The sequence below is a fragment of the Bacillus cereus group sp. BfR-BA-01522 genome (genome assembly GCF_022662635.1).
GTDB classification, from domain to species: domain Bacteria; phylum Bacillota; class Bacilli; order Bacillales; family Bacillaceae_G; genus Bacillus_A; species Bacillus_A cytotoxicus.
This window is the reverse complement of record NZ_JAKUDY010000008.1, coordinates 97942-109402: the sequence shown is the minus strand read 5'-3', so window position 1 is coordinate 109402 and position 11461 is coordinate 97942. Positions and strand designations below refer to the sequence as shown.

Here is an 11461-nt window from a genome sequence, read left to right as displayed (position 1 = left end):
GAATTGTTTTCATATATGTAGAGAAATTCTATGTTGTCTTATTAGGAAACTGGTAAACAAAGGGAGGAAAAAACAGATGAAAATTACGTCTTTTGATTTTTGGCAGAAGTTTGGGAAAGCGTTGTTAGTTGTTGTAGCAGTTATGCCAGCTGCAGGTTTAATGATTTCTATTGGTAAGCTAATCGGTATGGCTGCTGGAGATGTAAATGCTGTACATATGATTGCTAGAGTTATGGAAGACATTGGTTGGGCGATTATTACAAACTTGCATATTTTATTTGCAGTAGCAATTGGGGGATCGTGGGCAAAGGACCGCGCAGGCGGTGCGTTTGCAGCGCTGTTAGCATTTGTGTTAACAAACCGGATTACGGGAGCTATATTTGGTGTTAACACTGAAATGTTAGCGGATTCAAAAGCGGAAGTTTCTTCATTATTAGCTGGAGATTTACTTGTAAAAGATTATTTCACTTCTATACTTGGTGCACCAGCGCTCAATATGGGAGTATTCGTAGGGATTATTACAGGGTTTTTAGGTGCCACTTTATATAATAAATATTATAACTATAATAAATTACCACAGGCATTAGCATTTTTTAATGGGAAACGTTTTGTACCATTTGTTGTAATTGTTTGGTCTACCATTACGGCAATTGTTTTATCACTTTTATGGCCGTTCATCCAAAGTGGATTAAATGAGTTCGGACGCTGGATTGCGGCATCGAAAGACAGTGCACCAGTTGTCGCGCCATTCGTATACGGGACATTAGAGCGTCTGTTATTGCCGTTTGGATTACATCATATGTTAACGATTCCGATGAACTATACAGAACTTGGTGGGACATATACAATGTTAACGGGTTCGAAAGTTGGTCAAGTGGTTGCAGGACAAGACCCGCTATGGTTGGCATGGGTTACAGATTTAAATAATTTATTAACAAATGGGGATACAAAAGCATATAACGATTTGTTAAATAATGTAGTGCCAGCTCGTTTTAAAGTAGGACAAGTAATTGGATCGACAGCATCACTAATTGGGATTGCATTTGCAATGTTTTACAATGTTGATAAAGACAAACGTGCAAAATATAAGCCGATGTTCTTTTCAGCAGCATTAGCGGTATTTTTAACAGGTGTTACAGAGCCGATTGAATTTATGTTTATGTTCATCGCTCCATTATTATATATAGTGTATGCAATTACAACAGGTCTTGCATTTGCATTGGCAGATCTTATTAATTTACGAGTACATGCATTTGGATTTATTGAATTAATGACTCGTACACCAATGATGGTTCATGCAGGGTTAACAAGAGACTTAATTCATTTTGTGATTGTTTCAGTAATGTTCTTTATTTTAAACTTTACCGTATTTCATTTCTTAATTAAAAAGTTTAATTTACCAACTCCAGGGCGTGCGGGTAATTATATTGATAATGAAGATGATTCTTCAGAACAAATAGCAAATGGAAAAGAAGGGTCTTTAGCAACAAAAGTTATTGACCTTCTAGGTGGAAAGGATAATATTGCAGATGTAGATGCTTGTATGACACGTTTACGTGTGACAGTGAAAGATTTAAGTGTCGTTGCACCAGAAACAGATTGGAAACAAAATGGGGCATTAGGGCTTATTGTAAAAGATAAAGGTGTGCAAGCTGTATACGGTCCAAAAGCAGATGTATTAAAATCAGATATTCAAGACATGTTAGGTGCATAAGAAATGAAAGTATTAACTTTAAATTGTCATTCTTGGCAAGAAGAGAATCAATTAGAAAAAATAAAATACCTTGCTAAGACGATTCAAGAAGAAAATTACGATGTAATTGCTTTACAAGAGGTAAGCCAATCTATAAAAGCTCAAAGTGTATATGGTAACAAAAAGAAGGATAACTTTGGTCTTATATTGCTTGCAGAGCTTAAACAGTTAGGTTTAGAAAATTACAGTATGGTTTGGGACTTCGCGCATATTGGCTATGACATATATGAAGAAGGTTCAGCCATTATAACGAAGCATCCGATTATAAAACGAGGTTCTTTCTTCGTATCAGAAAGTAAGGATACAACGTATTGGAAAACACGTAAGATTGTTTATGCAACAATTTTTTATCAAGGGAAAAACATAACCTTTTATTCTTGTCACCTTGGTTGGTGGAATGATGAGGAAGAACCATTCCGAGAACAAGTGAATCGTTTCATGGAGCACATTGATGATCATGAGCTTTCATTCTTAATGGGTGATTTTAATAATAATGCTCATTTAAGAGGAGAAGGATATGATTATATGATACAAAATAATTTTTACGATACATACGCATTAGCGATGGAGAAAGATGAAGGAACAACCGTACAAGGGAAAATTGCTGGCTGGGACGAAAATAAGCAAAACTTGCGGATTGATCTAGTGTTAAGTAACAAACCAGTAAAGGTTTTTTCTTCAAAAGTTATTTTTAATGGTATGAATCGGAAGATCATTTCAGATCATTTTGGAGTAGAAGTTCAATTGAACGTATAATAGAAGAAATCCTCATAGTGCTGCAGAAGCTATGAGGATGTTTTTGAAAAATACAAGTATTTCCAAGAGAAAATACTTGTATTTTTTATGACATTTCCTATATATTTGTTATTAATGAATGTAAAACCAATTTGGTCATTTTGTATGTATTCTTTTGCTTACTTCGTTATATAATGAAGTAAGCAAAAGAATAGATTGGAAAAATCGAGTATTTTCGTTTAATTCGGGTGGTGGAAAATGATATAATTGCAAAATGCATGTATCGTTTTTGGAATAAGGAAAAATATATAATTAGGTGATTGCTTATATGAAACAAATATGGCGTATTTATACGACAGATGTACGGAATGTAGCTAAACATTGGGCTGCGATTGTTATTGTACTAGGATTAATGATTTTGCCATCGTTATATGCATGGTTTAACATTAAGGCTTCTTGGGATCCATACGGGAATACAAACGAGGTGCCAATTGCAGTTTCTAACCAAGATGCTGGTTCGAATATAAGGGGGAAAGATATTAACATCGGGGACGAAATTGTCAATTCACTCAAGAAAAACAAAAATCTAGGTTGGAAGTTTGTTGATGAGAAACAAGCAATCTACGGGGTTGAACATGGAGATTACTATGCAAGTATTACAATTCCAAAAGATTTCTCTGAAAAAATTGCGACGGTTATTAGTGATAATCCGCAAAAACCAGAACTAGATTATTTCGTAAACGAAAAAGTAAATGCGATTGCACCGAAAATTACAGCAAAAGGTGCATCAGGTATTACAGAAGAAATTAGTAAGAACTTTGTTAAAACAGCAAACGGAGAGATTTTTAAAATTTTCAATAGCCTTGGAATCGATTTAGAAACAAACTTGCCAAGTATTGAAAAAGTAAAAGATCTTGTATTTAAGTTAGAAGCGCAATTTCCAAAAATGAATAAACTTATGGATACAGCACTAGATGATGCAACTAGAGCGCAAGATATTGTAAAAGTAGCGCAAGAGGATCTGCCAGTTGTACAGAGCGTTATTAATGATGGGCAGGAAACTTTGAACAACTTAGATAAATTCTTTGCACGAAATGATGAGACATTACAGAATGCACCAGGAACAATAAAGAGAGATTTAACGGCTCTAAAAAGCGGAATGGATGGTGCAGCGGCTATAACAGATTTCTTAATGGGACCTGGGGCGAATTTGAATATTCCTGATATTTCTCAGTTACCTACGCTGCCGGACCTTCCAAAAATTAATGATGAAGGTTACAAAAATATAGCAAGAAACATTAATCAAACAGTGAATAGTGTTTTAAACTCAGCACGTACAGGTACTGCATATGCACAGAGTGTGATGGATGGGTTACAAAATGGAAGTATTGATCCTGAAATAGCAAAGAAAAATATCACTACTATTTCTAATAATCTCCAGACTCATATAGACAATCTTTCTTCAATCATTACCATGATGTCTACACTTCAGCAGAATGCAACAACTGATTTTGGTAAGAAGTTTTTCGGTGATAGAGTAGCACATTTAACAGCTATTCGAGAAGGACAGCAAGATTTGAACAATCGATTTAAACGTCTTAATGACTTAATTAGTTCAGGACAAGAAGTAAAACAAGATGTGAGAGATGCAATTAATCAAAAATTAGACGCAACAAACGCTTTAATTGATCAAGCGGAAAAGGATTATAATGAAACGTTTGTAGCGGATTATAAAAAAGCAGTCAGTACTTTGGAGCAGACTAGTGATAAAGTGAATGAAGAGTATAATAAGGTAAGACAGCAATATGAACAAACTAAATCTATCCTTCAAAAAGCAAAAGAAGACTTTGAAAATAAAGGGATTAATGGATTAGATTCAACAAAAGTAGCTTTAAATAGTTTAAACAGTCAATTCCAAGCAGCTTCAAATATGATTACTGATATGATACCTGTCTTAGAGAGTGCGAATAAAGTTTTTGCTGATGTCAATAGTGATAAAAACTTTAATAATCAAATTGCGAAGCTGAAAAAAGCACAAAGTCTTCTACAAAAAGGTATAAAATTAACTGATAAAGGAATTGAAGCGATTAATAAAGGACAACAACCTGCGAAAGATATTATTGAAAGTATTAATGAAGTATCCAAAAATACTTCAGCACAATTAGGTGATATTTTAGCAAGGTACGATTCCGAAATCGTTCCAAACTTCAATGCAGCAATTGCACGTACAAAAGAGATGTCAAAAAATACATCTAAAATTTTAAGTGATGCGAATAAAAAGCTTCCAGATGTGAAGAAGTTGCTAGAAGACTCCTCAAAAGGATTGGTAGAAGGCACAAAGAAACTGAAAGATATTAAAGCGCAGATGCCAGCTACTCAGCAAAAAATAAAGGAACTAGCAGATAAAATTCGTCAGTTTGAATCGGAAGAGGATATAAAAGATATTATTCGTTTATTGAAAAATGATGTTGAAAAGCAAAGTGATTTCTTTGCAAATCCTGTGAAATTAAAAGAAAATAAATTATTTGCAATGCCAAACTATGGCTCAGCAATGTCACCGTTTTATACAGTGCTTGCATTATGGGTAGGAGCATTGTTAATGGTTTCATTATTAACAGTAGAAGTGCATGAACCGGGGACGGAATATAAGAGTCATGAAATTTATTTTGGACGCTTCTTAACGTTTTTAACGATAGGGCTTGCACAAGCGTTTATTGTATCGATGGGAGATATGTTCTTACTTGGTACGTACGTAGTTGATAAATTCTGGTTTGTGGTATTCAGTTTATTTAGCAGTGCAGTCTTTGTTTGCATCGTATACTCTCTCGTTTCTGTTTTCGGAAACGTTGGGAAATCAATGGCAATCATTTTACTCGTACTACAAGTAGCTGGGTCGGGAGGAACGTTCCCAATTCAAATGTTACCGAAATTCTTCCAAGCAATGTATCCATTCTTGCCGTTCACATATGCGATTAGTGCAATTCGTGAAACAGTAGGTGGAATGCTTTGGGATATTGTCATTAGAGATTTACTTGTATTGAGTGTGTTCGTTGTAATCATGTTAACTCTTGCATTATTACTGAAAACACCAATTAATAAATCAAGTGAAAAGTTTGTTGAGAATGCAAAAGGAAGTAAAATTATTCACTAATTATAAAGGTTTCTACCGAATTTGGTAGGAACCTTTTGTTTGATTAATATGGCGTTTTAGAAATGATAAAGTAATCGAAAAATGTATAGCAGTTTTAAATTTTTTTGTTGAGTGTTTTACGATTATCACAGGGCAATATTGAGACCATGTTCCAGCGCGGTGTTGTAAATAAGATTGGAAATCAAACGATTAGAAATATTTTTCTAGCTAATGCTACTTCATACTATAGATTCAGTTCCCATATCCTTTTTCTAAACTGACTTTCACTGTTTCACCTTAATCGAAAAAAGCATTGTCCATCAAAACTTTTGATGGACAATGCTTTTTTCATTTAATCAAATTTCAATTTCTTTAATGCTTCTGCTAATGCATTATTTAATGGCTCTGCTTCTTTTTGCTGCTGTTTCATATATTTTTGAACGAAACGTTTATCTGCTTTGTTACCAGATTCTTTTTTGCGGCGTTCTTGGAAGGTAGATAGCTTCTCACGGTAGCCGCATCTACATGCAAAGATTTGACCAGCCCCCTCACCACGTAGCTCTAATTTTTTCTTACATTGCGGGCAACGGGCATTTGTTATGCGGGATACATTTTTACGGTGACCACATTCACGGTCTTGGCATACGAGCATTTTTCCTTTTTTGCCGTTTACCTCTAGCATTGGTTTACCGCAGTCTGGACAAGACTTCGTAGAAATGTTGTCATGTTTATATTTTTTATTACTCGATTTAATTTCAGAAACAATCTCTTTCGTATAGTTCTTCATTTCTGAAATGAATACTTCTTTTTTCAGTTTCCCCTTTGCAATTGCCTCAAGTTTTTGTTCCCACTCACCAGTTAGTGTAGGTGATTTTAATTCTTCTGGTACTAAATCAAGTAATTGACGACCTTTTGAGGTAATATGAATATCTTTACCACGTTTTTCAATTAAGAAAGAGTTGAAAAGTTTGTCGATAATATCTGCACGTGTCGCTACAGTACCTAATCCACCAGTCGATTTTAACGTATCAGCAAGTTGTTTATTTTGCGTATCCATATATTTTGTAGGGTTCTCCATTGCTGAAAGTAAAGTTGCTTCATTAAATCGTGCAGGTGGTTTTGTTTGACCTGATGTTTGCGTAATTAACTTTATAGTTAATGTATCACCTTTTTCAATACGAGGTAGAAGTTGTTCTTTTACGTCATCAGTTACATCATCATCTTCAAAGTGGTTTTCATATACTTCTTTCCAACCAGCATGTAAAATTGTTTTTCCGCGCGCAATGAACGTTTCATTCCCAATTTTTGTGCGTAATGTTAGTTGTTCGTATTCAAATGCTGGGAATAAAACAGCTAAGAAACGTTTTACAACTAAATCATAAATTTTACGTTCTTTATCAGTGAACGCAGAGAAATTAACATATCCCTCTGTTGGAATAATTGCGTGATGATCACTTACTTTACTATTATCAACAAATGATTTATTAGATTTTATCGGCTTATTTAAAATCTTATGTGCTAAAGAGCGATAGTCTCCTACACCGCATGCTTTTAGACGCTCTGGAAGTGTTCCAACGATATCAGATGAAATGTAGCGTGAATCCGTACGAGGATACGTTAGCACTTTATGCTGTTCATACAATTTCTGCATAATGTTTAATGTTTCTTTTGCAGAGTAACCGAACTTTTTATTTGCATCACGTTGCAATTCAGTTAAATCATAAAGGCCAGGAGAGAATGATTTCTTCTGTTTTTTATCAATTTCCACAACAGTAGCATTTTGTTTATCTAAGCTTTTTACGATACCATCAATTTTTTCTTTATTAAAACTACGACTATTTCCTTTTGCATCTTGCCAAGTTAGTTTTAAATTATTCGTTGTTTGAGCTTCGATACCGTAGTATGTTTGAGCTTTAAAGTTTTTGATTTCATCTTCACGACTCGCAATAATAGCTACAGTTGGTGTTTGCACACGCCCACAGTTTAATTGAGCATTGAATTTTGTTGTTAATGCACGAGTAGCATTTAAGCCGATATACCAATCAGCTTCAGAACGAGCAACGGCTGAGGCGTATAAATTATCATAAGTTTTACCTGGTTTTAAATTACGAAAACCATCTTTAATTGCTTTGTCTGTTACAGAAGAAATCCATAAACGTTTAATGGGTTTCTTCACTTTTGCTTTTTCAATAATCCAACGGGCAACCAATTCTCCCTCTCTTCCTGCATCAGTAGCCACAATTATCTCATTAACATCATTTCGACTAAGTTGATGTTTCACAGCATGAAACTGTTTTCCCGTTTGTTTTATAACAACTAATTTCATACGTTCTGGAAGCATAGGAAGATCTTCAAGATTCCATGTTTTATACTTATTATCATAAGCCTCAGGGTCTGCAAGTGTCACTAAGTGTCCAAGAGCCCAAGTCACGATATATTTATCCCCTTCTAAAAATCCATTTCCTTTTTTTGTACACTTTAATACTTTTGCGATATCCCGTGCAACTGATGGTTTCTCAGCAATTACTACACTCTTTGCCATGTATTCAAACTCCTTTACTAACTATATACCGTATAATATACCACAGTTTTCAAGAAGAACAGTAAGGAACACCTTCTATTTGGTAGTTATAATTGACATAGCTTCTTTAAGAATCTCTACTTCTTGTCTTAATTTCTTATTTTCTTTATAAACCTTATGAAACTGCTTTGGAGTCACTATCATTTGCTGTTTGGAATAGAGCTTCATCTGTTTATCCCGCTATTTTCTCACTTCAAGAATGGGAGGGAAGCAAGGAAGATAAGGATGAGGGCTGCCCGTAGCAGCTTGATTGGTGGGGATAATCGGTAGAGTATGGGGGATTTCGATTGCTTACAACTTCACTGCATTATAAGTTATACGTTGACATCGCAAATGAAATTCATTATCATTAAAAAGAGGTTACCATAACGTTGCCGAAACGTCAGATGAATCCGATTGATACATCTAAAAAAGGTTGGATTATGACGAATAGTTCGCGGCAAGAAATGGAAGCGTTTGCTAGAATTATGATTTCTATCATTCTATAAATAGGTGAGGGGGATAAAATGATAGGATTATAATCTGTTTGAAATCAAGTGATGGCGACAGAACATAATCTGTACCATGAAAACATTATGAAAAAAAGATATTTATTTATCATGCTTATTGTTTTATCGGTTGCATCTATTTTTATTGGTGTAAAAGATGTGAGTCTAACAGATGTTTTGCATTGGAATCAAGAGAAAATGCAAATTGTATTTATCAGTAGATTACCACGTCTCATTAGTATTATTGTTGCTGGTGTCAGTTTAAGTATAAGTGGTTTAATTATGCAGCAACTGAGCAGAAATAAGTTTGTATCTCCAACAACTGCGGGAACGATGGATAGTGCAAAGTTGGGCGTTTTAGTCTCCTTAATGTTATTTACGACAGCAAGCCCGCTTGAAAAAATGTTTATCGCATTTATTTTTGCGCTAGCTGGTACATTTTTGTTTATGCAAATTTTAAAGCGAATTAAATTTAAAGATGCCATTTTTATTCCGCTTGTTGGAATTATGTTTGGAAACATTATTAGTTCCATTACAACATTTTTTGCTTATAAATATGATTTAATTCAAAATATTAATTCGTGGCTACAAGGTGACTTTTCAATGATTATGAAGGGGAGATATGAGATTTTATATTTCAGTATTCCGCTTGTAATCATCGCCTTTTTATATGCAAATCGTTTTACCGTTGCTGGAATGGGGGAAGATTTTGCTGCGAATTTAGGAATGAATTACAATCGAGTGCTAAATATTGGGCTTATTATCGTTTCTCTCATCTCTGCATTAGTTGTTTTAACTGTTGGGATGATTCCATTTTTAGGACTTATTATTCCAAATATCGTTTCAATTTATCGCGGAGATCATTTGAAAAATAGTTTACCTCATACTGCCTTGTTAGGAGCTGTTTTTGTACTAGCTTGCGATATACTTGGTAGGGTCGTAATTTATCCGTATGAAATTTCGATTGGTCTTACAGTAGGAGTGATCGGAAGCGGAATCTTCCTTTATTTATTAATGAGGAGAAACGCATATGCAACATAGAAAACAAAAGAATTATAAGTTGATGTTGGCAGTACTTGCCGTTGTATCCGTAATAGCCATTGGAATCTTTTTATTCATTAACTTAAATATGAACACACTAGATTATGCTTTACCAAGAAGAGCGAAGAAATTGTTAGCAATGATCATAACAGGTGGAGCTATTGCGTTTTCATCTATGATCTTCCAAACGATTAGTAATAACCGTATTTTAACACCGAGTGTGATTGGGTTAGATTCGCTTTACATGTTTATTCAAACTTTTGTTGTGTTTTTATTTGGGTCACAGCATTTTGCTATGATGAATACAAATGCGAACTTTCTTATATCCGTTAGTTTAATGGTGATTTTTTCACTGTTTCTTTATAAATTTTTATTTAAAAGAGAAGGAAATAATATTTATTTCTTACTCTTAATCGGATTAATATTCGGGACATTCTTTCAAAGTTTGTCTTCTTTTATGCAAGTGCTTATTGATCCGAATGAGTTTCAAATTGTGCAAGGAAAAATGTTTGCCAGTATTAACAACGTGAAAACAGAGTTACTTGCAGTATCCGTTATTGGGATTATAGTAGTGGTTGCTTACGTATATAAAGAGTTGAAACTATTAGACGTATTATCACTTGGAAGAGAAGAGGCAATTAACTTAGGCGTAGATTATGACAAAGTCGTAAAAAAACTTTTAATTGTTATCGCAATTTTAGTTTCTATTTCTACAGCGCTAGTTGGTCCAATTACATTTTTAGGATTACTTGTAGTAAACGTTGCGCGTGAATTCTTGTACACATATAAACACAAATATTTAATTATGGGTTCTATCTTTATTAGTATTATCGCTCTAGTAGGTGGACAATTGATTGTTGAAAGAGTATTTGAATTTAATACAACTTTAAGCGTCATTGTAAACTTTGTTGGGGGCGTATACTTCATTTATCTTCTATTGAAGGAGAGTAAATCATGGTAGAAGTAAGAAATATATCAAAACAATATGGAAGCAAAAATGTTGTTGAAGATGTTTCGATTAAAATTGCAAAAGGAAAAATCACATCTTTCATCGGTCCGAATGGGGCAGGAAAAAGTACAGTGCTTTCCATGATTAGCAGATTATTAAAAAAAGATGCTGGTGAAATTTATATAGAGGATAAAGAAATTAGTGAGTGGAATAGTAATGAGCTTGCAAAAAAAATTTCTATTTTAAAGCAAACGAATCACATTAATTTGCGTCTCACGATTCGCGAACTAGTCAGCTTTGGTAGATTCCCATATTCACAAGGAAACTTGACCAAGGAAGATGAGAAACATATTGAGGAAGCAATTCGTTATATGGAGCTTGAGGATATTCAGCATAAATATTTAGACCAACTAAGTGGTGGGCAAAGACAACGGGCGTATATCGCTATGGTGATTGCTCAAAATACGGAATATATTTTGCTAGATGAGCCACTTAACAATTTAGATATGAAGCATTCTGTACAAATTATGAAAGTACTGAGACGCTTAGTTGAAGAACTAGGGAAAACAGTTGTAATTGTAATTCATGATATTAATTTTGCTTCTTGTTATTCTGATCATATTGTTGCTTTGAAAGATGGAAAGGTCATGAAAGAAGGGCCAACAAATGAAATTATTAATCCAGCAGTCTTAAAGGGGATTTATGATATGGACATCCACATTGAAGAAATAGCTGGAAATAATATTTGTATTTATTTTTCATAAGAGGAAGTTATTTTTGATTG

The 11461-nt window shown here is 34.2% G+C and carries 7 protein-coding genes; 6 read left to right on the top strand and 1 reads right to left on the bottom strand.

All coding sequences use genetic code 11. The features are described from left to right. Positions 1 to 76: 76 nt before the first annotated feature. The 3 genes from MR059_RS13450 to MR059_RS13440 all read left to right on the top strand — a co-directional run bounded on the left by MR059_RS13450 (position 77) and on the right by MR059_RS13440 (position 5639). Positions 77 to 1714: a PTS transporter subunit IIBC gene (locus MR059_RS13450; protein WP_011983471.1), complete on the top strand. Its 1638-nt coding sequence runs from the start codon at positions 77 to 79 to the stop codon at positions 1712 to 1714. Between the two features lie 3 nt (positions 1715 to 1717). Further along, positions 1718 to 2509, top strand: coding sequence for an endonuclease/exonuclease/phosphatase family protein (locus MR059_RS13445; RefSeq protein WP_011983472.1), 792 nt, complete (start codon positions 1718 to 1720; stop codon positions 2507 to 2509). 307 nt (positions 2510 to 2816) lie between these two features. Further along, positions 2817 to 5639, top strand: a complete 2823-nt coding sequence (locus MR059_RS13440) for a YhgE/Pip domain-containing protein (protein WP_242161871.1) — start codon at positions 2817 to 2819, stop codon at positions 5637 to 5639. A 331-nt stretch (positions 5640 to 5970) separates the two neighbouring features. Here MR059_RS13440 and MR059_RS13435 read toward each other — a convergent pair whose 3' ends face one another. Next, positions 5971 to 8160, bottom strand: coding sequence for a DNA topoisomerase III (locus MR059_RS13435; RefSeq protein ID WP_011983474.1), 2190 nt, complete (start codon positions 8158 to 8160; stop codon positions 5971 to 5973). A gap of 614 nt (positions 8161 to 8774) precedes the next feature. On the opposite strand from MR059_RS13435, the gene MR059_RS13430 reads away from it, so the two are divergent. From MR059_RS13430 to MR059_RS13420, 3 genes are read left to right on the top strand one after another with little or no spacing between them, the layout of a single operon-like run. After that, on the top strand, positions 8775 to 9728 hold the full coding sequence (locus MR059_RS13430; RefSeq protein ID WP_048724317.1) for an ABC transporter permease: 954 nt from the start codon (positions 8775 to 8777) through the stop codon (positions 9726 to 9728). After that, positions 9718 to 10689: an iron chelate uptake ABC transporter family permease subunit gene (locus MR059_RS13425; RefSeq protein WP_011983476.1), complete on the top strand. Its 972-nt coding sequence runs from the start codon at positions 9718 to 9720 to the stop codon at positions 10687 to 10689. Before MR059_RS13430 ends, MR059_RS13425 begins: the two co-directional genes overlap by 11 nt. After that, positions 10683 to 11441, top strand: coding sequence for an iron ABC transporter ATP-binding protein (locus MR059_RS13420; protein ID WP_011983477.1), 759 nt, complete (start codon positions 10683 to 10685; stop codon positions 11439 to 11441). The genes MR059_RS13425 and MR059_RS13420 overlap by 7 nt, the downstream gene beginning before the upstream one ends. The last annotated feature ends 20 nt before the right edge of the window (positions 11442 to 11461 follow it).